Source organism: Streptomyces sp. NPDC053432 (assembly GCF_055585365.1).
In genome coordinates this window covers 465,550-489,082 of record NZ_JBVJKF010000002.1, presented here as the reverse complement: position 1 = coordinate 489,082, position 23,533 = coordinate 465,550, and the positions used below count along the sequence as shown (strand labels likewise).

Annotated in this window: 19 protein-coding genes and 1 pseudogene; 8 read left to right on the top strand and 12 right to left on the bottom strand. The window is 73.8% G+C overall.

Translation table 11 applies throughout. The features are described 5' to 3' along the window. Window positions 1-24 precede the first annotated feature (24 nt). Window positions 25-1,263: pseudogene (locus ACZ6Y1_RS05340) on the top strand (DUF6777 domain-containing protein); the annotation flags it as partial. 520 nt (window positions 1,264-1,783) lie between these two features. Further along, window positions 1,784-3,853 carry a SpoIIE family protein phosphatase gene (locus ACZ6Y1_RS05335; RefSeq protein ID WP_469623171.1) on the top strand — a complete coding sequence of 690 codons (2,070 nt, stop codon included), beginning with the start codon at window positions 1,784-1,786 and terminating at the stop codon, window positions 3,851-3,853. A 43-nt stretch (window positions 3,854-3,896) separates the two neighbouring features. Here ACZ6Y1_RS05335 and ACZ6Y1_RS05330 read toward each other — a convergent pair whose 3' ends face one another. From ACZ6Y1_RS05330 to modA, 3 genes are all read right to left on the bottom strand, one after another. Continuing rightward, entirely contained in the window at window positions 3,897-4,751 is an 855-nt protein-coding gene (locus tag ACZ6Y1_RS05330) for a DUF4328 domain-containing protein (protein WP_469623168.1), read from the bottom strand. A gap of 200 nt (window positions 4,752-4,951) precedes the next feature. Continuing rightward, window positions 4,952-6,946 (bottom strand): ABC transporter permease, encoded by a 1,995-nt coding sequence (locus tag ACZ6Y1_RS05325; RefSeq protein WP_469623166.1) that lies wholly within the window; start codon window positions 6,944-6,946, stop codon window positions 4,952-4,954. A 166-nt stretch (window positions 6,947-7,112) separates the two neighbouring features. After that, the gene (gene modA / locus ACZ6Y1_RS05320; protein ID WP_469623163.1) at window positions 7,113-7,934 is read right to left on the bottom strand and encodes a molybdate ABC transporter substrate-binding protein; all 822 of its coding nucleotides are present in this window, start codon (window positions 7,932-7,934) and stop codon (window positions 7,113-7,115) included. Window positions 7,935-8,139: 205 nt separating this feature from the next. Here modA and ACZ6Y1_RS05315 point away from each other — a divergent pair, with 205 nt between their 5' ends. Then, window positions 8,140-8,556 carry an RNA-binding S4 domain-containing protein gene (locus ACZ6Y1_RS05315; RefSeq protein WP_469623158.1) on the top strand — a complete coding sequence of 139 codons (417 nt, stop codon included), beginning with the start codon at window positions 8,140-8,142 and terminating at the stop codon, window positions 8,554-8,556. Between the two features lie 360 nt (window positions 8,557-8,916). Here the strand turns inward: ACZ6Y1_RS05315 and ACZ6Y1_RS05310 are convergent, their stop codons facing one another. The 4 genes from ACZ6Y1_RS05310 to ACZ6Y1_RS05295 form a co-directional block, all read right to left on the bottom strand. Continuing rightward, a complete protein-coding gene (locus tag ACZ6Y1_RS05310) occupies window positions 8,917-9,324 on the bottom strand; it encodes a PTS-dependent dihydroxyacetone kinase phosphotransferase subunit DhaM (protein WP_469623155.1) in 408 nt (135 codons plus the stop codon). Then, a complete protein-coding gene (gene dhaL, locus ACZ6Y1_RS05305) occupies window positions 9,321-9,926 on the bottom strand; it encodes a dihydroxyacetone kinase subunit DhaL (protein ID WP_469623151.1) in 606 nt (201 codons plus the stop codon). The genes ACZ6Y1_RS05310 and dhaL overlap by 4 nt, the downstream gene beginning before the upstream one ends. Window positions 9,927-10,141: 215 nt before the next feature. After that, the gene (locus ACZ6Y1_RS05300) at window positions 10,142-10,429 is read right to left on the bottom strand and encodes a hypothetical protein (protein WP_469623148.1); all 288 of its coding nucleotides are present in this window, start codon (window positions 10,427-10,429) and stop codon (window positions 10,142-10,144) included. Window positions 10,430-10,566: 137 nt separating this feature from the next. Beyond that, on the bottom strand, window positions 10,567-12,258 hold the full coding sequence (locus ACZ6Y1_RS05295; RefSeq protein WP_469623145.1) for a carbohydrate binding domain-containing protein: 1,692 nt from the start codon (window positions 12,256-12,258) through the stop codon (window positions 10,567-10,569). A gap of 207 nt (window positions 12,259-12,465) precedes the next feature. Between ACZ6Y1_RS05295 and ACZ6Y1_RS05290 the strand changes: the two genes are divergently transcribed. Next, on the top strand, window positions 12,466-13,101 hold the full coding sequence (locus ACZ6Y1_RS05290) for an alpha-ketoglutarate-dependent dioxygenase AlkB (protein ID WP_469623142.1): 636 nt from the start codon (window positions 12,466-12,468) through the stop codon (window positions 13,099-13,101). 14 nt (window positions 13,102-13,115) lie between these two features. Here ACZ6Y1_RS05290 and ACZ6Y1_RS05285 read toward each other — a convergent pair whose 3' ends face one another. Then, on the bottom strand, window positions 13,116-13,409 hold the full coding sequence (locus tag ACZ6Y1_RS05285; protein WP_469623139.1) for a YkvA family protein: 294 nt from the start codon (window positions 13,407-13,409) through the stop codon (window positions 13,116-13,118). A 63-nt stretch (window positions 13,410-13,472) separates the two neighbouring features. Further along, window positions 13,473-13,937: a MarR family winged helix-turn-helix transcriptional regulator gene (locus ACZ6Y1_RS05280; RefSeq protein WP_469623706.1), complete on the bottom strand. Its 465-nt coding sequence runs from the start codon at window positions 13,935-13,937 to the stop codon at window positions 13,473-13,475. Window positions 13,938-14,094: 157 nt separating this feature from the next. Between ACZ6Y1_RS05280 and ACZ6Y1_RS05275 the strand changes: the two genes are divergently transcribed. Both ACZ6Y1_RS05275 and ACZ6Y1_RS05270 read left to right on the top strand, forming a co-directional pair. Continuing rightward, window positions 14,095-14,658: a DoxX family protein gene (locus ACZ6Y1_RS05275; protein WP_469623136.1), complete on the top strand. Its 564-nt coding sequence runs from the start codon at window positions 14,095-14,097 to the stop codon at window positions 14,656-14,658. A gap of 50 nt (window positions 14,659-14,708) precedes the next feature. Continuing rightward, window positions 14,709-16,514, top strand: coding sequence for a glycoside hydrolase family 15 protein (locus ACZ6Y1_RS05270; RefSeq protein WP_469623703.1), 1,806 nt, complete (start codon window positions 14,709-14,711; stop codon window positions 16,512-16,514). On the opposite strand, the gene ACZ6Y1_RS05265 is transcribed toward ACZ6Y1_RS05270, so the two are convergent. Next, entirely contained in the window at window positions 16,492-17,337 is an 846-nt protein-coding gene (locus tag ACZ6Y1_RS05265; protein WP_469623133.1) for a helix-turn-helix domain-containing protein, read from the bottom strand. The two genes, ACZ6Y1_RS05270 and ACZ6Y1_RS05265, sit on opposite strands and share 23 nt — an antisense overlap. 125 nt (window positions 17,338-17,462) lie before the next feature. Between ACZ6Y1_RS05265 and ACZ6Y1_RS05260 the strand changes: the two genes are divergently transcribed. Beyond that, window positions 17,463-18,491 (top strand): zinc-dependent alcohol dehydrogenase family protein, encoded by a 1,029-nt coding sequence (locus ACZ6Y1_RS05260; RefSeq protein WP_469623130.1) that lies wholly within the window; start codon window positions 17,463-17,465, stop codon window positions 18,489-18,491. Between the two features lie 16 nt (window positions 18,492-18,507). Here ACZ6Y1_RS05260 and ACZ6Y1_RS05255 read toward each other — a convergent pair whose 3' ends face one another. Both ACZ6Y1_RS05255 and ACZ6Y1_RS05250 read right to left on the bottom strand, forming a co-directional pair. Further along, the gene (locus ACZ6Y1_RS05255) at window positions 18,508-19,914 is read right to left on the bottom strand and encodes an APC family permease (RefSeq protein ID WP_469623126.1); all 1,407 of its coding nucleotides are present in this window, start codon (window positions 19,912-19,914) and stop codon (window positions 18,508-18,510) included. A gap of 519 nt (window positions 19,915-20,433) precedes the next feature. Then, entirely contained in the window at window positions 20,434-22,563 is a 2,130-nt protein-coding gene (locus tag ACZ6Y1_RS05250; protein ID WP_469623123.1) for a GAF domain-containing SpoIIE family protein phosphatase, read from the bottom strand. Window positions 22,564-22,777: 214 nt separating this feature from the next. Between ACZ6Y1_RS05250 and ACZ6Y1_RS05245 the strand changes: the two genes are divergently transcribed. Next, entirely contained in the window at window positions 22,778-23,530 is a 753-nt protein-coding gene (locus ACZ6Y1_RS05245; protein ID WP_469623120.1) for a class I SAM-dependent methyltransferase, read from the top strand. Window positions 23,531-23,533: the final 3 nt, after the last annotated feature.

Sequence of the window (23,533 nt, the reverse complement as noted above, 5' to 3'; positions counted from 1 at the left end):
CCGCCGTCACCAGACCGCCCCTCGGTGCCGCCCTCCGGCCGCCCCACGGGGCCTCCCTCAGGCCCGCTCTCGGGCGGGCAGCAACAGGGTCCGCCTCCTCCTCCGCCGTCCGCGCCGCCCGGCGGCCCGGGCATACCCGGCGGTCCCGGGGGCCCGGGCGGTCCCGGCGACCACGCGAAGGGCCCCTGGTGGCGATCCGTACCCCGGCTCGCCACCGTGCTCGTCGCGGTGGCCGCCGCGGTGGCCCTGGCCGTGGTGCTGACCCGGCCCAGCGGCACCCCCCAGGCCGACCGCGAGGTGTTCCTCCAGCCGGTCGCGGCCTCCGGCCCCGACCCCTTCACGGAGTCGACGGTCACGAAGGACGCCGCCCCGCCGCCACCGGAGAGCACCCCGCCCTCCGCGCAGGGCACGGCCACGGCCGCGGCGACGCCCGCGGGAACGCGGAGCGTCAGCGGGTCGTCGCCCGGCGTGTACGGCGGTCCGAAGAACGCGGCCAGCTGTGACGTGGAGAAGCTGATCAAGGACCTCTCGGCCGACCCGGCCAAGAACGCCGCATTCGCCTCGGCTCTGGGCATCCAGCCCGCGGCCGTCCCCGCGTACCTCCGCTCGCTCACCTCGGTGCAGCTGCGGCTGGACACCCGGGTGACGAACCACGGCTACCAGAACGGCAAGCTGACCAGCTACCAGGCGGTGCTCCAGGCCGGGACGGCCGTCCTGGTGGACGACCGGGGCGTGCCGCGGGTGCGCTGCGCCTGCGGGAACCCGCTCGGTCCGCCGGTGGCTCTGCAGGCCAACCCGAAGCGCTACGGACAGGTGTGGAACTCGTACCAGCCGTCCCAGGTCGTGGTCATCGCGCCGGCGCCGACGATCGTGCACAAGTTCGTGATCTACGACCACCAGGACCGGCGCTGGTACGAGCGCAACCGCGGCGACCACCACGGCAGGCACGACAAGCCGGTCCCGCCGCCGGTGATCGTGACGCCGACCGTGACTCCGCCGACGCGCTTCCCGACCCGGACCCCCACGTCGACGCCGACCCCGACATCGACGAAGACGCCGACCTCCACCCCGACGTCCACGAAGACGCCGACCTCGACCCCGACGTCCACGAAGACCCCGACGTCGACACCCACGTCGACTCCGACCTCGACTCCGACGTCGCCGACCCCGTCCGGGACACCGACGTCGCCGACCCCGTCGGTCTCGCCGTCGGGATCCGAGTCGCCCTCGAAGTCGCCGTCCACGTCGCCTTCGGAGTCCCCGTCCCCTTCCCCGTCCCCGACACCGTCCGCCACCGTGTCCCCGTCGGCCTCGCCTTCGGCATCGCGGTCGGAATCCCGGTCGGCGTCCCCGTCGGCGACCAGGGCGCGATCAGCCTCGCCGTCGGTCCAGCGGAGCGAGGTGGAACCGGTACCGCCGGCCCCGCGGACCACGGCGGTGCCGCAGCCCGAACCCTCGGTCGCGACGCAGCCCCAGCTGCCGAGCCCACCGCCTCAGCCGTCACCGCTGCCCCCGAAGCCGTCACCGCAGAACAACGACGGAGGAGGCGGCAACGACAACGGTGGCAACGACAACGGCGGTAACCAGAACGGTGGCACCGGCAACGAGAACGGAAACCAGCAGTAGATGACCGGACGTGCCCCGGTCGCGGCAGGTGATCCCCTCGCCCGCCGCGGCCGGGGCCGTCGGCGTGACGCGGCCGGCCGGCGGACCCTCCGGCCGCCCTCGGCGCACTCCGGTCCCTTTTTCTGCCGATACGGCCGGACGGTGAGACCCTGGCTGCATGGCCCAGAGGGGAAGGAACCCCGAGGTCGATTGGCCCGCGCGGCCCGACAGGAGCCTCGCGCTCAACCGCATGGGCACGTTCGACTGGGACCTCGGCAGCGGTCGGATGCACCTCGATCCCACCGCGCTGGAGGTCCTCGACCTGCGCCCGGACGAGTTCACCGGGACCCCCGCCGGACTGCGCTCGCGCATCGCCCCGGCCGAGGAGGCCCGGCTCGACGCCCGCGTCGCGCAGGCGCTGAAGGACGGCCGCAGCCACTACGGCGCGTACGTCCGCAGCCGCCGCCGGGACGGGTCGCCGGCCTGGACACACATCCAGGGGCACATCCTGCGCGAACCCGACGGCCGCCCCTACCGCATCATCGGGATCCTCCGCGACGCCGCCCACGACCCCGGAGAGCCCGGTGCCGGCGGGGACCAGGCCGAGGGGCGCCGACGGATGACCGGGGTCGTCGAGCGGACCACGGCGATCCTCGCCCACGCCCGCACCGTCAACGACGTCACCGACGTCCTCAAGGACCCCGAGGCCCTCGGACACCTCGGCGCGGTCAGCGTGATGCTGGGAGTCGTGGACGGCGGCCGCATCCACCTGGTCGCGGAGGGACAGCTCGGTACGTACGTGCCCGAGATCGAGTACACGCGGATCGACGCGCAGTTCCCGATGAGCGAGGCCGTACGCACGATGCAGCCGGTCTACCTCGCCGTGCGCGAGGAGTTCCCGCGCCGCTACCCGCTGCTGTGGCCCTACATCGAGCCGCTGCCCGTGCGCAGCGGGGTCTACCTGCCGCTGATCGCCCAGGGCCGGGTCATCGGCGCGCTCGGACTCCTCTACGCACGCGAGGGCGATTTCACCGCGGAGGAGAGGAACGTCCTCATGGCCCTCGGCAGCGGCATCGCGCAGAGCCTGCAGCGGGCCATCCTCTTCGAGCAGGAGCACGACCTCGCCGAGGGCCTCCAGCGCGCCATGCTGCCCCGCCGGATCCCCGAGGTCGCGGGCGCGCAGATCGCCGTCCGGTACCGGTCGGCGCGGATGGGGCGGGACATCGGCGGCGACTGGTACGACGTGATCCCGCTCGGCGAGGGCCGGGTCGGAGTGATGATCGGCGACGTGGAGGGGCACGACACGGACGCCGCCGCCGTCATGGGCCAGCTGCGCATCGTGCTGCGCGCGTACGTCGTCGAGGGGCACACCCCGGGCACCGCGATGGCCCGCGCCTCCGCCTTCCTGCGCGACCTGGCCACGGAACGCTTCGCCACCTGCACGTACGCCGAGGTCGACCTCACCACGGGCATGTTCCGCACGGTCCGGGCCGGACACCTGGACCCGATCGTCCGGCGCGGCGACGGCAGCTGCCACCGCATCCAGGTGGCGGGCGGACTGCCGCTCGGACTGCCCCCGCGCGAGCACGGGGAGACCGGCTCCGGATATCCCGTCACCAGCCTCGAACTGCACCCGGGCGACACCCTGCTGCTGTGCACGGACGGCCTCATCGAACGGCCCGGCGCGGACTCCGACGCCGGGATGCGCGAGCTGATGGCGGCGGTGCACACCGGCCCCACGGACGTCGAGGAGCTCGCCGACCTCCTGTGCGACCTGGTCGGGGACTCCGGCGGCGGGGACGACATGGCCCTGCTCCTGCTGCGCCGCCGCGGCACGCCCCCGGCACGCGGCGGCGGCCCGCTGTCCCAGAAGCTGGAGCCGGGCGACTCTCGGGCACCGGCGACGGCCCGCCACCTGATCCGGGCGGCGGCGGCCGCCTGGGGTGCCCGGGACCGGGCCGACGAGATCGAACTGGCGGCGGACGAGCTGATGACCAACGCCCTGGTCCACACGGAGGGCGGCGGCGAGGTCAGCATGCGGCTCACCGCCGACGGCCGGATCCGGATCGAGGTCGAGGACTCCAGCAGCGCCCTGCCCAGGCGCCGCGAGGCGGGGGACTGGGCGGTCTCCGGGCGCGGCCTGATGCTCGTCGACCAGCTGTCGGACCGGTGGGGCGTGGAGCCCCGGGGCGCCGGGAAGTGCGTCTGGTGTGAGTTCGCCGCGGCCGCCCCGGCGCCCGCCGGGTGAGGCCCGGCCCCGCCGGGCGGGGCCGGGCGGGGCCGGGCGGGGCTCAGAACGCGGCGTACGGGCCCTGGGCCGCCTTCGTGTTCTGCAGGGTCGTGAGCCGGCGGACGAAGACGACGGCGAGCACGGCGGCGGCCACCACGAGCAGGTCGGAGACGACGCCCACCGTCGACGCGGTCCGCAGGGCCTCGGGGGTCTCGGCGCGCGCGTACAGCCGGCTGAACGCGCGGTCGCCGATCGCGGCGAGAACCCAGAACACCCACCAGGCCGTGACCGGCGCGGTGGAGACGTGCCGGTAGGAGCCGTCCGGCGCGAGCTGGGCGCTCGCCGCCCAGATCTGCCGTGCCGTCCGGAACGGGATGAACAGGTTGCCGACGGGGATGAACCAGCCGCCGATGGCCCAGCCCCGGGTCTGGGTGAAGGCGTCGGGGCGGAAGATCTCGCCGTTGACGCGCACCCGGTAGAACCAGGTGATGAAGAGGGCCGCCGTGCCGAGCATGGTGAGCAGCTGGAGGATCCCGGCGGTGCCGGTCATGAGGTCCGACAGGTCGAGGGAGTCCTCCGGGACCGTGTCCGGGTCCGCGATGAGGTCCGTCATCAGCGACCGGGCGTACACGTTGGCGCCGGCCGAGCAGAGGTTGACGGCGGCGGTGACCGACAGCACGATCGTCAGCGCCGTGGCGAGCCCCTGGGGCGAACGCAGGACGTCCAGGGGCTGCGGCGGCGGGTACGGGTACTGCCCCGGGTGCGGGACCTGGCCGGGGTAGGGGCCGGGAGCCGGGTACGGCCGGCCGGGGTGGGGCCCGCCCGAGTAGGGCGGGGCCGGGAGCGGGGCCGCGCCGTACGGCGCCGGGCCGGGCTGCTGCTGCGGCGGCGGTGAGCCGGGCGCGCTGAAGGACATGACGGTGTACCCCCCACGGGAACGATGGACGTGCGACGGCGTGCCCGTGCGCAGGAAGGAGCGCGGCACGGGCACCGCTCGACCCTAAGGCAGGTCACGCCCCGCCCACCGCCGAGATGATCTCGGCCGACCCTGACCCCGACCCGGCCCGGCCCGACCCGGCCTGACCGGGCACGGCCTGGCCCGGCCCGGCCCGGCCGTCACAGGCGGACGAGTGTGACCTCCGTGGCCTTCACGCTGGTCCACACCTCGGAGCCGTCGGTGAGGCCCAGTTCCGCGGCCGCCTCCGGAGTGATCTCCGCGACCAGATCGGGAGCCCCGTACGACGAGACCAGCACCCGCAGCCGGCTGCCGACCGCGGTGATCTCCCGTACGGTGCCCTGCCAGACGTTTCGGGGACTGCCGGTCGGCTGCTTCCGGTGCACCGACACCGCCTCGGGGGCGATGATCGCGAGCGCCTGGGCCCCTTCCGGGAGCCGCTCGGCGACGACGAGCCGGCCGCCGGCATCGAGGGCGAGCCCCTCGGCCGACGCCGTGCCCGGCCAGGCGTTGCGGCCCAGCATCCGGGCGACCCAAGGGGAGCGCGGGTGCCGGGACACCTCGGCGGGCGGCGCGTCCTGCAGCGTGCGGCCGTCGGCGAGCACGAGGACGCGGTCGGCCAGCGACACCGCCTCCACGGGATCGTGCGTGACGATGAGGCAGACTCCGCCGAAGCCGGCCAGGTGCGTGCGCAGGGTGTGCCGTACGTGCGCCCGAGTCGTCTGGTCGAGGGCGGCCAGGGGCTCGTCGAGCAGCAGCAGCCGTGGCCGGGCGGCCAGCGCGCGGGCCAGGGCCACCCGCTGGGCCTGGCCCCCCGACAGCTGGGCGGGCTTGCGCCGCGCGAGGTGGCCGACGCCGAGCCGGTCCAGCCAGGCCTGGGCCTCGCGCCGCGCCCCGGCCCGCGGCACCCCGCGGGCCCGCAGCCCGTACGCGGTGTTGGCCAGGGCGCTCAGGTGCGGGAACAGCGCTCCGTCCTGCGGGACCCAGGCCACCTGCCGCTTGTGCGGGGGCAGCGCCGTGACGTCGGTGTCGCCGAGCCTCAGCTCGGCACGGGCGCGGGGGGTGAGGCCGAGGAGGGCGCGCAGCAGGGTCGTCTTGCCGGCGCCGTTCTCGCCGACCACGGCGATGGTGGTGCCGGGTTCGGCTTCGAGGGTGAGTTCGTTGAAGCCGGTGACGGCGGCGTGCAGACGCCAGTGGCCGCCGGGTGGCACGGGCTCCCCCGCAGGTTCCCCTACGGGCTCCCCGGTGGGAGTCGTGGCGGGGGCAGTGGCCGGGGCCGGGGCCGTCGGCGCGTCGCCCGTCGCCGCGGGCCCCGCCGGTCCGGCGGCCGGGCGGTCGGAGGCGACGGCCGGGGCGCTCGTCCAGCGGCCGCGCAGGGCGACGAGCACCGCCATGGCGATCGCGAGGAGCAGCAGCGAGACGGAGGTGGCGGCTTCGGGCCGGTCCTGCAGCAGCAGGTACACCTGGAGCGGCAGCGTCTGGGTGGTGCCGGGCAGGTTCCCCGCGAAGGTGATGGTCGCGCCGAACTCGCCGAGCGCCCGGGCCCAGGTGAGCGCGGCGCCCGCGATCAGTCCCGGAGCGACCATCGGCAGCGTGACGGTGAAGAACACGCGGACCGGCGGCGCGCCGAGGGAGGCGGCGGTCTCCTCGTAACTCTGCTTCAGACCGCCGAGGGCGCCCTCCAGGCTGATCACGAGGAACGGCATCGCGACGAAGGTGGCCGCGAGCACCGCGCCCGAGGTGTGGAAGGGCAGGGTGATCCCGAAGGTGTTCTCCAGCCACGGGCCGAGCAGCCCGCGGCGCCCGAAGCCGAGCAGCAGGGCCACACCGCCGACGGTCGGCGGCAGCACCATCGGGAGCAGGACCAGCGAGCGGACCAGCGCCTTGCCCCTGAAATCGACCCGGGCCAGCAGCCAGGCCAGCGGCACACCCAGCACCAGCGAGAGCCCGAGGGCCCACAGCGACACCACCAGCGACAGGCGCAGGGCCTCGGTCACCCCGGGGCTGGTGAGATGAGCGCCGAGCTCGCCCCACTGGGTGCGGGTGAGGATGCCGATCAGCGGCAGCAGCAGGAATCCGATGGCGGCCAGCGCGGGCAGCGCCAGGGCCACGGGAGGTCGGGTGCGGGTGCGGGTGCGGGTGCTGAATGTGCTCATCGGGTTCCTGGCCGGGGCGGGCGGCGGCCGGCGGCCGCCGTGGGAAGCGTACGGGCCGGCCGCGCGAACGGACCGCGCACGACAGGAGGACCCGGGGACGCCGGAAGGGACTGCCCGGTCCCCCCGAACCGGGCAGCCCCCCGTGCGTCCGCGTCGCGCGGAGGTGTCACGGCTTCTGGAAGCCCGCGTCCTGGAGGATCTGCTGTGCCTCGGGGCTGCTGAGCCACGCCACGAACGCGGCGGCGGCCCCGGCGTGCCCGGACTGCTTCAGCGTGGCCACCGGGTAGGAAGCGACCACGTTCTGCTCGTCCGGGATGTCCACGGAGACTACCTTGTCACCGGACTTGACGGTGTCGGTCCTGTAGACCAGACCCGCGTCGGCCTCGCCCAGCTCGACCTTGCTCAGCACGGCGCGGACGTTGGGCTCCTGCGAGACCGGCTTCACCTCGATCTTCTGGGCGTCGAGGATCTGCTTGCTGTACTTGCCGACCGGCACCTCGGGCGCGGCGAGCACGACCTTGATCTTGGTGTCGGCCAGGTCCCTGAGCGCGCCGATCTTGTGCGGGTTGTCCTTGCCGGTCGCGATGACCAGGCGGTTCTTGGCGATGACCGTCGCCTCGCCGGTCTCGGCCTTCAGGCCGTCCATGGTCCTGGTGTCGGCGGTAGCCACCGCGTCGGCCGGGGCGCCCTGCCTGACCTGGGCGGCGAGCTCCTGCGAACCGGCGAAGGAGAAGGTGATCTTCGTGCCCGGGTGGGTCTTCTCGTAGGCGGCGCCGGCCGCCTTGAAGACGTCGGTGAGGGACGAGGCGGCCAGGACGGTGAGGTTCGCGGCGGGCGCGGCCGAGGCCGAAGCGGAGGAGCCGGCGGCGGGGGCGTCCTTCTTCTCGCCGTCGCCGCTCTTGCCGCAGGCGGCCAGCGGCACGAGCAGGGCGGCGGCCAGGGCGGCGGTGGTCGCGCGGCGGCGGGCTGGGGTGGACATCAGGGACATGAGCGGCTGCTCCTCGGTTCCGGGCTGACGTCCAGCGGCCGCGCCGCCGGTCCGACGGTGTAGGACTGCATGTGCGACAAGGTAGGGGCATGTGTGGCGCATTTGCAATCTCATCAGGATGAAGTACCTGGCAACTGCGTCACCTCTTGTCGTAACCGCCAAAAGTCGTTCCGTTGCGACCTCTTCGCCTCGCTAGAGTCGGGGCATGGCTGAATCGGTATCGAGAACGCACCCGGGAACGGACACGGGCACGGACACGGGCACGGTGCGGGTCGACGCGTGGATCTGGTCCGTGCGCCTGACGAAGACCCGCTCGATCGCGGCGACCGCCTGTCGGGCGGGGCACGTGAAGGTGAACGGGGAACGGGCCAAGCCCGCCCAGTCGGTACGGGCCGGTGACGAGGTACGGCTCTTCCACGCGGGGCGGGAGCGGATCGTGGTGGTCCGGCGGCCCGTCTCCAAGCGGGTGGGCCCGCCGGTCGCCGCGGAGTGCTACGTCGACAACAGCCCGCCGCCGCCGACCCCGGTCGAGGCCGCGGCGGTCGGCATCCGCGACCGTGGCGCGGGCCGCCCTACGAAGCGCGAACGCCGCGAGATCGAATCCCTCCGGGGCCGCCCGTAGCCTCCGGCGCTCAGGGGACCCACCGCCCCTGCCCCGCGCGGGGACCGGACCCTCCGGCCCCCGCCCCGGACCGCAGACCCGGCCCGGCCCGTGGCCCGTGGCCGGGCCCTTGGCTTGCGGCCGGGCCTGGGCCTCCGCCCGTGGCCCGCGTCCTTGGCTTGCGGCCCGGCCTGGGCCTCCGCCCGTGGCCTGTGGCCAGGCCCGGACCTCTGCCCGTGGCCTGCGGCCCGGCCCTTGGCCTGCCTGGTCCTTGGCGCGGCCAGGCCCGGACCTCCGCCCGTGGCCCGGCCCTTGGCCCGCGGCCGGTCCTTGGCTCGCGGCACGGTCCCCGGACCCCGCCGGCCGGCCGGGCGGGGCGGGTCAGGACTTGCGGTAGGCGTACGCCTCCGCCGCGGCGGCGGCCACGGCGGGGGCGGGGGCGCCGGTGGAGGCGGTGATCAGGGCCGCCACCGCGCCCTCCACGAACGGGGCGTCCGCCAGCAGCGAACCCTCGGGGAGTCCGGCCTCCGCCAGCAGGGCCTTCACCGTCAGGACCGAGCTGCCCAGGTCGGCCAGCAGCACGACCCCGGCGCCGCGGTCCACTTCGGCCGCGGCCGCCACGATCAGCTCCGCGCTCGTGCCGAACCCCCCGTCGGGCGTCCCGCCCGCGGCGGCCAGCGGGGCCACCGGGCCGCCCGCCGCGAGGCCCCGGGCCAGCTCCGCCACCGACTCCGCCACCGACGCGCTGTGCGACACCAGCACGATGCCGACCGGCCCGCCGCCCGTCACAGGACGCCGTCCGCCACGTCGGCCAGCGCCCCGAGCAGCAGCGCCGACGAGGTCGCGCCCGGGTCCTGGTGGCCGATGCTCCGCTCGCCCAGATAGCTGGCCCGGCCCTTGCGGGCCTGCATCGGCACCGTCGCCAGCGCGCCGCGCTCCGCCGCGTCGCCGGCCGCCCGGTACGAGGTGCTCAGCTCCGCCACCCCCGGTACCAGGGCGTCCAGCATCGTCGCGTCGCCCGGCGCCGCCCCGCCGAGCTGCGCCACCGCACCCACCCCCGCGTCCAGGGCCTCCCGCAGCTGGGTGTCGGACACCTCCGCGGCATCTCCGAGCTCCTTGCCGGTGCGGCGCAGCAGCGTCCCGTACAGCGGCCCCGATGCGCCGCCCACCGTCGAGATCAGCGTCCGCCCGGCGAGCCCCAGCACCGCGCCGGGCGTCGCCGGCGCCTCCGCCTCCAGGGCCGTCAGCACCGCCGTGAAGCCGCGCAGCATGTTGATTCCGTGGTCGGCGTCCCCGATGGGGGAGTCGAGCTCTGTCAGCCGGTCCGCCTCGCGCTCCACCGCGGCCGCCGCGGCCGTCATCCAGCGCCGGAAGAAGTCTGCGTCACGCACCGGTTCTCCTCGTCTCGACCGACCTGACCTGACCTGACCCGAACCTCACCCACCGCCCCGACCCGTACCGCTCGGTCCACCGACACCATACGAGTCACAGGCCCCGGCGCAGCGCCGCCGTCCGGACGGGCGCGTCCCGGGGCCCCGGCAGTTCTTTCGAGCTCCTCCGACACCAGCCCGAGGCGGCTGCCGGCGCGCGCGTAGCGCCACCCAGGTCAGGGGGAGTACCGCTCGGGCATGACGTGTTCGACCCCGTCCAGTTCCCAGGTGCACCGCGGCCCCGTCGGGACCAGGTGCGGCTGGCGCACCATGATCCGGAAGGGGCGGGCCGGCTCCTCGGGCAGGACGCCCTCCAGCACGGTGGTCCCCGGTTCGTGCTCCTCGCGGTGGGCGATGACCTTGCCGTTGACGAGGAGCTCGATCTCACCCGTCCGGCCGGGACCGACGTTGACGGTGATCGAGTGGGCGCCGTGATCTACGTGGAAGTGGTGACTGCGGGACATGGGACACCTCCACGGAGTCACGACGCTCCAGGACTCACCCTTCCATTGTGGGCCCGCACGCCGCTCCCGCACGCGGGCGGCCCTGACGTCGCGGGGGCCTGACCAGCCCGGACCCGTACGCGATGATCACCGGTGCGTCAGCCGGTGAAGCCCGCCGTGATGGAGGTGAACTGCCAGTCGCTCTGCGCGATGCCCGAGCAGCTCTCCTGGAGGCCGCCGCCGGGGCAGCCGCGGTCGCGGTTCACGGACCAGAAGGCGAGGCGGGCGATGTGGTGGGTGTTGGCCCAGTCGCGGATGTCGGTCCAGTTCCGGACGGTGGTGGTCTCCTGGGTGTCGCTGATGCCGTTCATGCCGGAGATGCCGATGTGCGCGTAGGCGGTGGCGTCGTCCCAGCCGAAGGCGGACCTGAGCTTGGCCTTGAGGCCTTCGGTGGCGCTGACCGTGCTCGCGTACATGTCGGTCGAGGCGTTGCCGAAGTCGAACGGCATGATCGTGAAGACGTCGACGCCGGCGTCCAGCGCCTTGGCCTGGTCGATCAGGCGGTTGCCCCACGAGGTCGGGCCGGTGGTGGCGGTGCCGAAGGTCAGGATGGTCCGCAGCCCCGGGTTGTTCTGCTTGACGATCTTGAGTGCGCCGAGGATGCGGTCCTGGACCACGGCGTTCTCGAACTCGTCGGTGTTCTCGATGTCCACGTCGATCGCCTTCAGGCCGTAGGCGTCGATGACCTTCTGGTAGGCGCCGGCCAGGGCTTCGGGAGTGGCGCAGTTGGGGCCGAGCTTGTTGCCCTGCCAGCCGCCGATGGACGGGACGACGTCCCCTCCCGCGGCCCGGATCGAGGCGATGGTGCTCTGGTCCACCCCGCCGGCGAGCGGCCGCTGGCCGTCCCAGGCCGGGTTGCAGCCGCCTGAGGCGAGGATGAACGCCATGGTGAACCACTTCGCGCCGGTCGCGTTCATCACGGTGGTCGCACTGGGCGGGTTGCCCCAGCCCTGGTAGAGGTAGGGCGCGGCCTGCTTGAAGCCGGCCGGGGTGGTCCCGCTGTCGGTGGTGACGGACACGCCTGCGGAGGCCGCCGAGGTGTTCCCCGCCAGGTCGCGGGCGCGGACGGTGAACGTGTAACTCGTGGCGGGGGTCAGCCCGGTGACGGTCGCACCGGTGCCGGTGGCCGTGGCGACCTTGGTGGCCCCCTGGTAGACGTCGTAGCCGGTGACGCCGACGTTGTCGGTGGAGGCGGTCCAGGCGAGCGAGGCGCTCGTGGAGGTCTTGCCGGTGGCGGTGAGCCCGGTGGGGACGGTGGGCGCCTGGGTGTCGGTGCCGCCGCCGGGGCCGTCGAGCGTGACGTCGTCGGCGTAGTAGGTGCCCTGTCCGTACCAGCCGTTGAGGTAGACCTCCGCGCTGGTCTGGGAGGCGCCCGTGGTGAAGGTGACGGTCAGCTGGGAGTAGGCGCCGGGGGAGGTCGTCCAGGTCGAGGCCCCGCCGGTGACTCCGAGGTAGACGTAGCTGCCGCGGACCCAGGCGGAGAGCGTGTAGGTGGTGTTCGGGCGGACGGAGACGGACTGGGTGCACTTGGCGTTGTCGGAGGCCGTGGCCGCACCGGCGAGCGCCTTCGCGCCGCTGTGCACGGGGGAGGTCACCACCGAGCCCAGGCCGCCCGTGCAGGACCAGCCGGCCGGGGTGCCCGCCGCCTCGAAGCCGCCGTTCACGAGCAGATCGGCGCCGAACGCGGAGCCGGGGGCGGTCAGCACCGCTGCCGCGCCGAGCACGGCGGCGCCGAGGCCGCAGGCGAGACGGGTGCGTGTGCGGGTGCGGTTGCGTGTGGGAGTGCGCAAGGAAATGCCTCCGGCGACGTGGGGGGATGACGGCAACACCGTTGTGGGCGGCGGTAGTTGGGGACTCCGCGCACCGCCGCCGGGAACCTATTCCTCCGGATGCTCCCCCGTCAATAGGTCTGGACCAATTGGCGGAAGGGGTGGGCGTGAGGCCGCCCGAGGACGCTATTCGCGCACGTGTTCGGTTACTGGGGTTAGGCTGGGACCATGTACGAAGTCCAAGGCCTTCAGGGTTCCCTCTTCGACCAGGGCGACGAGATCCGGCTCGGCCCGCTGAACGCCGTGCGCCGGACGGACCTCGGGGCCGGGGCGTGGGTCGACCACCTCCCCGGCTGGCTGACCGGCGCCGACGCGCTCTTCGAGCGGCTCGCGGCCGACGTGCCCTGGCATGCCGAGCGGCGTCAGATGTACGAACGGGAGGTGGAGGTGCCCCGGCTGCTCGCGTTCTACGCGGAAGGCGAGGCGCTCCCGCATCCCTCGCTCACCGAGGCCCGGGAGGCGCTCACCCGGCACTACGCGGCCGAGCTCGGGGAACCCTTCGTCACCGCCGGGCTGTGCCTCTACCGCGACGGCCGCGACAGCGTCGCCTGGCACGGGGACCGCACCGGCCGCTCCTCCACCGAGGACACCATGGTCGCCATCCTGTCCGTCGGCGACCCGCGCGACCTCGCGCTGCGCCCCCGCGACGGCGGTCCCACCCTGCTGCGGCTGCCGCTGGGCCACGGCGACCTCGTCGTCATGGGCGGCTCCTGCCAGCGCACCATGGAGCACGCCGTCCCCAAGTCGGCGCGGGCGGTGGGGCCGCGGATCAGCGTCCAGTTCCGCACCCGCGGCGTGGGCTGACCGCGGGCCCCCCGCTACGCGGCGCCCGGCTCCTTGTCCGCGCGGGCCGCGGCGGCCGCCGCGTGCAGGGCGCGCAGGGCCACCAGCAGGACGCCGATGTCGTCCAGGTACACCGGGTCCGGGATCAGGTCCACGGGGGAGATCGTGTAGGCCACGGCGATCCAGAAGAGCGCCTTGTCCTGCAGCGGGATCCCCGCGTCGAGCAGCAGCCGCCGCGCCTTGAAGACGCGTACGAGCAGCACGGCCGCCGCGACCGCGAGGCCGGCCGTGATGACCGTCGCCAGAGTGAGCCAGGCCGTGGTGTCCATGACGCCGGTATACCCCGATTCGTACAGGTGCTATCCGAGGCGGCGCTGCCGCCGACCGTACCGCTACGCGCCCTGTGCGCGCAGCCTGCGTCCGACCTCGCCGAGCCCGTCGGCGAGCGCGTCCAGCTGCGCCGGGGTCAGGACGTCGACGAGCACCTCCCGGACCGTCGCCACGTGCCCGGGCGCGGCCTCGCTCAGCTTGGCGGCGCCCGCGTCGGTGAGGACGGCGTACACCCCGCGGACGTCGGAGGGGCAGCTGCGGCGCCGGACGAGCCCGGCCTTCTCCATCTGTGTGACCTGATACGTGAGCCCGCTCTTGGAATTGATCAGGCCATTGGCGAGCTCGGTCATCCGCAGCTCGCGGCCGGGCGCCGCGGCGAGCCGCACGAGGATCTCGTACTGGGGGTGCGAGAGCCCGGCGTCGTCCTTGAGCTGCTGGTCGAGGCGTCGGTTGACCAGGGCCGACGCGGCCAGGAACCCGCTCCAGGCCCGCATCTCGCGCTCGTCCAGCCATCTCGTACCAGCCATGTCAGCCGCATCAGCCATGGCTCCACCCTACACGGGTTGTTTGAATTTGAATCACTGGCTAGGGTCGGTGCGCGGTTCGAATTTGAACTACCCGAGCGAACCGCCCGAAGCGGACAACCTGCACGGCCCGCCCCCTCCGGAAGGAACCGAACCCCCCATGACCAGCACCTCCGCCGCCGCGGCGAAGTCGCCGGCCGCCCCCACGGCCGCCACCGCCCTCCCCGCGGCCCTCTCCACCCCCGGCCATGACGTCGGCCTGCTGATCCTGCGCCTCGTCCTCGGGCTGACCATGGCCGCGCACGGCTCCCAGAAGCTGTTCGGCTGGTTCGGGGGCGGCGGCATCAGCGGCACCGGCCAGTTCTTCACCGCCAGCGGCTACCCCGCCGGGGACGCCATGGCCGTCCTCGCCGGCCTGACCGAGACCCTCGGCGGCCTCGGCCTGGCCGTCGGACTGCTCACCCCGCTCGCCGGGGCCGCCGTCGTCGGCACCCTCATCAACGCCATCGCCGTCCACGGCGCCGGTTCCTTCTTCGCCCCGAAGGGCATCGAGTACGAACTGCTCCTGACGGCGGGCGCCGCGGCCCTCGCCCTGACCGGCCCGGGGCGGTACGCCGCCGACCGCTTCCTGCCCGTCCTGCGGGCCCACCGCCTGGCCCACGGAGCCCTCGCCGTCGCGCTCGGCGTCGTCCTCGCGGGCGTCCTCCTCCTCGTGCGCGGCTGACTCCCCGCCGGATGTCCGGGGTCCGGGGTCCGTCCTGATTGACCCCGGGCATTTGGTGGAAGAACGCACAAATGACACAACCCATCGAAGACTACGCACTCATCGGCGACCTGATGACCAGCGGACTGGTCGGCCGTGACGGGTCCCTCGACTGGCTGTGCCTGCCGCGCTTCGACTCCGGTGCCTGCTTCGCCAAGATCCTCGGCGACGAGGAGAACGGCCACTGGCGGATCGCCCCCCTCGGCGCCGCAGACGACGAGCCGTGCACCCGCTGGGCGTACATGGACGACACGCTGGTCCTGGAGTCCTACTGGGAGACGGAGACCGGCGCCGTCAAGGTCATCGACCTCATGCCGCAGCGCGACGTGGCCCCCGAGGTGATCCGCATCGTCGAGGGGATCTCCGGCCGGGTCAGGATGGGCAGCACCCTGCGCCTGCGCTTCGACTACGGCCACGTCGTCCCCTGGGTACGCCGCAGCAACGGCGACCGCGTCGCCATCGCCGGACCCGACTCCGTCTGGTTCCGCAGCGAACCCCCGGTCCGCACCTGGGGGGAGGCCAACAGCACCCGCTCCCAGTTCCCCGTCGCCGAAGGCCAGCGCGTCGCCTTCGTACTCACCTGGCACCCCTCGCACGAGCCGCGCCCCGAGCCCGTCGACCCGTACGACGCCCTGGAGCAGAGCCTCGCCGACTGGCGCGAGTGGACCGCCCAGTGCCGCTACGAGGGCCCCTACCGGGAAGCCGTCACCCGCTCCCTGATCACCCTCAAGGCACTCACGTACGCCCCGACCGGCGGCATCGCCGCCGCGGCCACCACCTCCCTGCCCGAGGAGATCGGCGGAGTCCGCAACTGGGACTACCGCTACTGCTGGCTGCGCGACTCCACCCTCACCCTGGACTCGCTCCTCGCCACCGGCTTCCTGGAGGAGGCCCGCGCCTGGCGCAGATGGCTGCTCCGCGCGGTCGCCGGTGACCCCGCCGACCTCCAGATCATGTACGGGCTCGGGGGCGAGCGCAGGATCCCCGAGAGCGAACTGCCGTGGCTGCGCGGTTACGCCGCCTCCGCCCCCGCGCGGGTCGGCAACGCGGCCGCCGACCAGCTCCAGCTCGACGTGTACGGGGAGGTCATCGACTCCCTCTTCCTGGCCCGGTCCGCGGGGCTGCCCGCCGAGCACCACGCCTGGCGGATCCAGATCGCACTCCTCGACTTCCTGGAGCGCAACTGGCACCGCCCCGACGAAGGGCTGTGGGAGGTGCGCGGCCCGCGCCGCCACTTCGTGCACTCCAAGGTGATGGCCTGGGTCGCCGCCGACCGGGCCGTGCGGACCCTGGAGGCCGACCCCTCACTCGACGGCGACGTGAAGCGCTTCCGGGCCATGCGCGAAGCGGTGCACCGGGACGTCTGCGAGAACGGGTACGACACCGAGCGCGGCACCTTCACCCAGTACTACGGCTCGCGCGAACTCGACGCGGCGACCCTGCTCATCCCCAGGGTCGGCTTCCTGCCCCCCGACGACCCGCGCGTCATCGGCACGGTCGACGCGGTGCGGGCCGAACTCGGCAGCAGCGGACTGGTCCGCCGCTACAGCACCGAGGGCGCGTCCGTCGACGGACTGCCCGGCGACGAAGGAGCCTTCCTGGCCTGCTCGTTCTGGCTGGTCGACGCCCTCCACATGACGGGCCGGGAGAAGGAGGCCCGGAACCTCTTCGAACGGCTGCTGGCGGTACGCAACGACGTGGGCCTGCTCGCCGAGGAGTACGATCCCGCCGCCGGACGCCAGCTCGGCAACTACCCGCAGGCGTTCAGCCACATCGGCCTGATCAACAGCGCGCTCACCCTCGGCGGCTCCGGCTGACCCCCGTCCCGCCGCCCGTACGGGCCTCCTCGCGGCGGCGGAGCAGGTCGCCGGACTCCGCGTCGGCCGGCAGGAACGCCTCCAGGTGCAGCTCGGCCAGGGTGACGTCCACGGCCGTCGCGAAGGAGGTCAGGGTGGTCAGCAGCCTCAACTCGCCCTCCCCGGTGCGCAGCCGCAGCGGCACGGCGAAGCCGAGGTGGTCCGGCCCCGGTGCCGCCCCCGGCGGCAGGTAGCCGGTCAACTCCGCCAGGAGCGCGTCGAGTTGCGGATCCGGGTGGGCGGCGGCACGCGCCCGTACGCTCTCCGTGATGTGCCGCCCCCACGCCGCCAGGTTCACCACGCGCGGCGCCATGCCCTCCGGGTGCAGGGCCAGGCGCAGCACGTTCACCGGCGGCTCCAGCAGATGCGCGGCCGCCCCCTCCGACAGCACCCCGAACGCCTCGTTGGCCAGGACGAGTTCGCCGCGCGCCCCCGCCACCACCGCCGGGTACGGCAGATGCCCGGTCAGGATGGACCCCAGGGCTGTCATGGCCGGCTCGATCGCGGCCCCGTCCCGCGGCGTCTCCGCGTAAGCGGGTGCGTAACCGGCCTTCAGCAGCAGCGCGTTGCGCTCGCGCAGGGTCAGCCCCAGCGCCTCGGCGAGCCGTACGACCATCGCCCGGCCCGGCAGCGACCGGCCGCTCTCCACGAAGCTGAGATGGCGCTGGGTGGTCCCGGCGAGCACGGCCAGTTCGAGCTGGCTGACGCGGCGCAGCGTCCGCCTGCGGCGCAGCTCGTGCCCGAACGGAGAGGGTGACGTGGACGCGACAGCGGTGGGGGCCATGGCCCCTTTCTAGCCGCTGCCCGGCGGATCCCGCGATTCCCCGGAGGGAATTGCCGCACGTGTCCCGCGGACCGGAACATCGGCGGGGTCGAAGAGACGACCCGTGACGACCGCCGGAGGCGAAGATGCGTGCGTACCACCTGGAAACACCGGGCGACATCGACGGGATCGTGCTGCGCGAACACGGACCGGCCGTCCCGGAACCGGCCGGCCCCACCGACATCGTGGTCGCCGTCCGCGCCGCCTCCCTCAACAGGCGCGACCTGATGATCCTCCACGGCCGGTACCCGCTGCCCGCCGCCCCCGGGGTGATCGCGCTCAGCGACGGCGCGGGCGAGGTCGTCGCCGTGGGGGAGGCCGTGACCCGGTTCGCGGTCGGCGACCGCGTCTCCTCCTCCTACTTCCCGCGCTGGCGCACGGGCCGGATCACCCCGGACGCCATCGACCAGCCGGGCTGCACCATCGACGGGATGCTCGCGGAGTACGCCGTGCTGGACGAGCAGTGGGCGGTGGCCGTCCCGGCCCACCTGACCTGGGAGGAGGCGGCCACGCTGCCGTGCGCGGCGCTGACCGCGTGGTCCGCGCTGACCGGCGGCGAAGCCCTGCTCCCCGGGCAGACCGTGCTCACCCTCGGCACCGGCCCGGTCGCCCTCTTCGCCGTGCAGTTCGCGAAGCTGATGGGCCTCCGGGTCGTGTCGACCACATCGGACGAGGAGAAGGCAGGCCGCCTCAAGGCACTGGGCGCCGACGCGGTCGTGAACTACCGGCGCCACCCGGAATGGAGCACGCAGGTCAGGGAGGCCACCGACGGGCTCGGCGCCGACCTGGTCGTCGAGACGGGCGGCCCGGACACGATCGAGCAGTCGCTGCGCGCCAGTTCCCTCTACGGCCAGATCGCCCTGCTCATCACCGGCAGCGCGCGCAAGCCGGGGATCGAGGTCTCGAACGGGGCGTACGCGTCGAGCCTCGCCACGATCCGCCGCGAGTTCGTCGGCAGCCGGGAGCGGTTCGAGGCGATGAACCGCGCCGTCACGGCACACGGACTGCGACCGCAGATAGGCCGTGTGCACTCCTTCGAGGAAGTGCACACGGCCTACCGGACCTACGAGGTTGACCCGCCGTTCGGCAAGGTCGTGATCAGCCTCGGGAGTTGACCCGGGGCCGGGCGGGCTACGCCTCCGTGCCCAGGTCGTCCTCAGAGATGGTGACCAGCCAGCGGGTGTCCTGGCGCGGACGCAGGTACAGCGCCCAGTACAGCGTGGCCACGGCGGTGATCCCGCCGGTCCAGAGCAGGTAGGCGGTCTCCTGCTGGGTCAGGATGTACACGAAGACGAGGATCAGGACGATCGGCACGGCCGGCCACAGCGGCATCCGCCAGGCGACGGCCTGGCCGTGCGCCTTGCGGCGGCTGAACAGTGCGGCGACCGCGACGAGCAGGTACATGCCGGTCACGGAGACGCCCGTGACCCCCGCGAGGGTGTCGAGGTTGACGAAGCACAGCGCCGCACCGGGGAGACCGACGATCAGCGTCGCCACCCACGGGGAGCCGAAGCGGCCCAGCTTGGCCAGGGCGTGGTTCACCGGCATCGGCCAGGCACGGTCGCGGGCGGAGGCGAACAGCACGCGGGAGTTCTGGATGACCATGACGATGCCCGCGTTGATGATGGCCAGGGCCACGCAGAGGCTGACGAAGGTGCCGACCGCGGAGTTCGACCAGGCGGTCACCATCCCGCCGATGTCACCGGCGGCCAGCGCCTCAAGGTCGGGGGCGCCCATGGTGATGGCGATGACCGGGACCAGGATGACCGCGCTGGAGATGGCGAGGGTGGCGAGCACGGTGCGGGGCACGTTGCGCTTGGGGTGCTCGAGCTCCTCCGAGAGGTAGACGGCGGTGGAGAAGCCCTGGGTGATGAAGAGGGCGATGGCGAGCCCGGAGACGACCATCATCGCGGTGACGGTGGAGATGCCACCGCCCTCGGCCGCGACCGTGCCGTGCACGAGCGCGTCGGCGCCGCGCTCGGTGTGGGCGAAGCCCAGTACGGCGACGAGCGCCGCGGCGATCACTTCGAGCACCAGGAACACACCGGTGATCCAGGCGTTGGCCCGCAGGTCGAGGAGACCGGCGAGGGTGGCGAGCAGCATCACGGCGGCGCCGGCGACGGGCGCCGGTATCTCGACCACCGGGGCCAGATAGTCGGCCGTACCCATGGCGATCACGGGTGGCACGATCATGACGACCAGGAGGGACATCACGAACACCAGCCATCCGGCGAGCCGGCCGGCCATGGTGGACACCATCGCGTACTCGCCGCCGGCGCTGGGGATGAGCGTCCCGAGCTCCGAGTAGCAGAACGCGACGCCGATACAGAGCAGTGAGCCGATCGCGATGGTCAGCGCGGTCCACGTGCCGAGGTCCGCGAACAGGTCGGGCACGAGGACGAAGAGGGTCGAGGCGGGCGTCACGCACGAGAGCGTCAGCAGAGTGCCGCCGACGACGCCGATGGAACGCTTGAGCTTCTGGGGCGCGGGCCCCGTGGCGGGGGAGAGGGCCTGAGGTGCGCTGATCGTGTCAGTCATCGGTGCGGTGTTCCGATCGGCAGAGCGGGGGGAAATGAGCGCGGGAGCTGTATCGCCTCCGGGGCGGTGGTGAGCAGTGGTTCCGTGGCTCCCGGGCCGACATGCAATCTCCGCGAGAACCGCAGGTCAATAGCTGTTCACCTGCGGATTCCGTTGTAGGTGGCGGGTGCGGGCACCGGTGGCGGCGTAAAGAGCGTGTTAAAACGGCATGGATGACGGGTGCGATAACCGCAGCTCCCGCGCCGAAGAATTTCCCTCCGCTTTGCCGGACGCCGTCCGGCATGCGGACGCCGCCCGGCGGTCGGCGGGCCCGGGCGTGGCGGTGCCGTCCGCCGGTCCTGAAGTCGCTGCCCGTCGGGAGCCGGGCGGCCCGCCCGCCGCCGATACCGTGCCGCCGGCGACACGTCCGGGCGCCCGGACCGCTCGGCCACAGCCGCGGTGACCTTCCCCTACCCGCCTCCGGCGCGGCCCGTGGGCCTGCCCACCGCGCCGTGCCCGCACACCGGCCGCCCAGGGGATCTACGGGGCGCCGCCCGTGCGGGAGGCCAGCAGGAGGGCGATGTCGTCCGGCCGGTCGGGGGAGCTGCCCGCCTCCCCGATCAGCCGGTCGGCCATCTCGGTCAGCGGCGCCGGCCCCGCCGCGGCGAGCGCCGCCCGCAGCCGCTCCACACCGACGTCGATGTCGGTACCCGGCTTCTCGACCAGCCCGTCGGTGTACAGGGCGAGCACCGAGCCCGTCGCCAGCCGCAGTTCCGTCACCGGATACGAGGCCTTCGGGTCGATGCCGAGCACCACCCCGCCCGCCAGGTCGAGCACCTCGGCCCGGCCGTCGGGGTGCCGCATCAGCGGCTGGGGGTGCCCGGCCCGCACCGCCCGCGCCGCTCCCGACACGGGGTCGAGCAACACGTAGCAGAAGCTGGCGAACTGGCCCGGATCCAGGTCGATGAGCAGCCGGTTGGTCCCGCTCGCCACCTCCTGCGGGGAACTGCCGATCAGCGCGAAGGCCCGTACCGCGCTGCGGAGTTGCCCCATGGTTGCCGCGGCCGCCACGCCGTGGCCCTGGACGTCCCCGATGACCAGCGCCAGCAGGCCGTCGTCCGTCTCGATCACGTCGTACCAGTCGCCGCCGACGTCCATGCCGACCGACCCCGGCAGGTAGCGGGCCACCGTGTCCACGTGCTCGCGCACCGGCAGCCGGTGCGGCAGCAGCGCCGACTGGAGGCCCCGGGCGCGGGCCGCCTCGTTGTCGTACCGCTTGGCCCGTTCCAGGGCCTGTGCGATCAGCCCGGCCAGCGCCGTCAGCACCGTGCGCTCCTCCGGGCTGAAGTCGCGCGGTGCGTCGAAGCCGAGGATGCAGGAGCCCACCGGCCGGCCGGAGGCGATCAGCGGGAGGAAGGCGCGGGCACCGACGTGCGCGTCCAGCGGGATCCCCGGGTAGGCGCCGGCCAGCCTCTCCATCGACTCGAAGAACATCGCCCGCCCCGAGGTCAGCGTCTCCACGCCGGGCAGCTCCGCCTCGAGCGAGACGCCGTCGAACCGGTCGAGGAAACCCTTCGGGAACCCGGTCTCCCAGGCCAGGTACAGATGCCGCTCGTCGAGCAGGTAGATCGCCAGCTGACGGCCGCCGAAGGCCGGGAGCAGCTCGTCGGTGACGACCGCCGACACCTGGCGGGCCGTGACCGCCTCCGTCAGCGCGATCGCCAGGGCCACCGGGCGGTACAGGGCCGAGGCCCGGTCGGCCACCGAGCCGATGTTCGCGGTCGGCCGGTCCGCGGACTCGGGAGGGTAGTCGGGCTGCTCGGCGGCGCCGATCAGCACGGTCACCCCGTCGGAGCCGGGGTACAGGTCCACCGACAGCCATTCCCGGGGCCGGTGCCGGCCGCGCAGGACCGGGAAGTGCACCGCCTCGCCCGACAGGAACACCGCCCGGAAGTGGTCCTCGTAGGCGCGCCTCCCGAGCCAGGGCGCCGCCTTCCACAGCACCTGCCCCAGCAGCCGGTCCTCACCGATGCCGAACATCGCCCCGGCGGCCGCGTTCGCGAAGCGGATCCTGCCCTCCCGGTCCACGGACAGCAGGGCCTGCGCGAGCCGGTCCACCGCGGCGTGGGCGCCCCCGCCGGGACGCGGCGGCAGGTACTCCGGGTCACCCTCCCAGACCACCGGCTCCCCGGCCGCGGTGAGCGCCGCGAGCTCACGGGCCAGGTCGGCCGCGGCCTCGCGGATCCGTTCCCGGTCGGCGGCCGCCACGGCCCTGCCGGGGGTCGCCGGGCGCAGCACCATCAGCACCCCGAACCGCTCCGCCCCGGCGGTCACCGGCTCGAACAGCGAACCGAAGGGGAACGGCAGCCCCGCCATCAGCTGGGGGAAGCGCCGCATGGCCGACTCGGGGTCGGGCAGGTGCACGGACTGCCCGGTACGGTACGCCTCCGCCACCGGATAGGGGCGGTTCACCTGCATCCGCCACCAGGAGCGGAACAGCTCGCCCGGCAGGCCCATGAGCACGGCCAGCAGCAGTTCGTCGGTGCGCGAGCGCAGGTAGACCCCGCCCGCGTACCCGCCGACGGCCTCCACGGCACGCGCCGTGCCACGCGCGAGCGCCTCGGCCGTGGCGTCGGGGGCCGGTCCTGGGCTGTCCCCTCTCGCGGTCACACCGCCAGGATGCGCCCTCGGCGGCGGGCAACGCACGCCGGCGGTCCCGCGCGGATCCGCTCGGCATCCGGGTGGCGCCGAGCCGTCCCCGAGGTACTGGGCCGACCGCTTACCTCGTCCGGGGGACATGCGGCCGCAGGCGCCGCAGGCGGCCGCGTGTCGGGGCACCATACGCACGCGTCCCCCACCCCGGCAGGCCACCGGAAGGCAGAGCATGCGCTACCAGTACGACGCCATCGGCGAGCGTTACGCGGAATCGAAGAGCACGGCCGCCTTCTCGGCGGCCGACACCCACACCCTCCTCGGCGCGCTCGACGAACTCGGCGGGGTCCGCGGGCTCGACACCCTCGACCTGGCCTGCGGACACGGCCACAACACCCGGCTGCTGGCCCGCGGCGGGGCCCGCCGGACGGTCGGCGTGGACATCTCCGCGGAGATGATCAGGCTGGCCCGCGCGCACGAGACGACCGGGCGCGCGGCGGACGGCGACCGGTCGGAGATCGAGTACCACGTCGCCGACGCCGCGGGCCTCCCGGACCTCGGCCCGTTCGACCTCGCCACCGCCGTCTACCTGTTCAACCACGCACCCGACCGCGGTTCCCTGCACGCGATGTTCCGGTCCGTCCGCGCCAATCTGCGCGACGGCGGCAAGCTCCTCGCCATCGTGCCCAACGCCGGGGCGTTCCCCCGCGTGGACTGGTCCCCGTACGGGCTGCGGATCATCGACCGGCTCCCGGAGGGCGACGCGCCCCTGCTCAAGGCGCACTTCCTCACCGAGCCGCCGGTGCCCTTCGAGTTCCGCGAATGGGCCCACGCCGACCTCGCCGAAGCGGCCGTCGAGGCGGGGTTCACCACCGTCGGCTGGCAGCCGACCCGGACCCCGCCCGCGGACCCGGTGCGCGACGAGGAGTACTGGACGGGGTACCGGGCCTGGCCGGTCAGCTCCCTGATGACCTGCACGGCGTAGGCC